Origin of the sequence: Dolomitihabitans soli (assembly GCF_022213955.1) — a bacterium.
Lineage (GTDB): Bacteria > Actinomycetota > Actinomycetes > Streptosporangiales > Streptosporangiaceae > Streptosporangium_A > Streptosporangium_A soli.
Window position 1 is genome coordinate 1 of the sequence record NZ_JAKNTW010000077.1, and the last position, 853, is coordinate 853.

Consider the following 853-nt stretch of genomic DNA (forward strand, 5'->3'; position numbering starts at 1 on the left):
GAAGGACAACACCGGGAAGTTTCATGGCGACATTCCCGACACCACCATCGGCACGACGGCTGCTGAGAGGAGACGGCTGGCCAAGGAACTCCGCGACAGTATCAAGACAAGGGAGGAGGAGGACGCGTGGCTCGGAGGGTCCGACGCAGGCCATGCGGAAAGGATGCGCCGGGAACGTGAGGCCCTGAGAATGCTGGAGGACGACTGAGATGGACGGTGCGGAGCGATACACCGGGGCACGGCCTGCGGACCTGATAGAACGCATCTGTGCGCACCCAGGCGACGACACCGTCGTCGGGCCCGCCGCCAACGACCTGCTGAACGAGCTGTTCGCGGGATATCCCGTGGTGAACCTCGGCAGGCTGATCCACAGCGACGACGAGACCTGCGCGACGACGGGCGCCTGGCTGCTCTCGGAACTGGGCGATCGCGCCGCCCCGATGATGGGGGAGATTCCGGCCCTTCTCGACCATCGGCTGCAGAGAGTGCGGTTCTACGCTGTCGAGGTGGTGCAGACGAACGCCACGATCCACGACGGAGCCCTGATCGCGCGCACCCTGCGCCTGAGCGAGGACCCTGAGGCGGCCGTGCGCTGGAAGGTTCTCCGGTTCCTGGCCGGCGCGACGGCCACCCTGCTGGCGGCGGGCGCGCCGCACCTGCACACCGGCAAGGTCAGAGCTCTGACAGAGTGGCTGATCCGGCAGGAGACCGAGCGGGCGGACCCCGGCGAGGTCATCGCACGCCTCGAAGGCGACGACCTGACCACCCGCCTGTTCGCCGCCGCAGCCGCGGCGAACCTCGCCGGGGGCGACACGAACCCGCTGGAGCATGCCGCCGCCGCGGAGAACGCCGA

2 protein-coding genes are annotated in these 853 nt (G+C 68.7%); both read left to right on the forward strand.

The window, feature by feature from the left end; translation table 11 throughout:
* The coding region (locus MBA17_RS49035) for a hypothetical protein (protein WP_238505833.1) at window positions 1-208 on the forward strand (208 nt) is incomplete at its 5' end.
* A 1-nt stretch (window position 209) separates the two neighbouring features.
* Window positions 210-853 (forward strand): hypothetical protein (locus MBA17_RS49040; protein WP_238505834.1); only part of this gene is annotated, 644 nt, incomplete at its 3' end.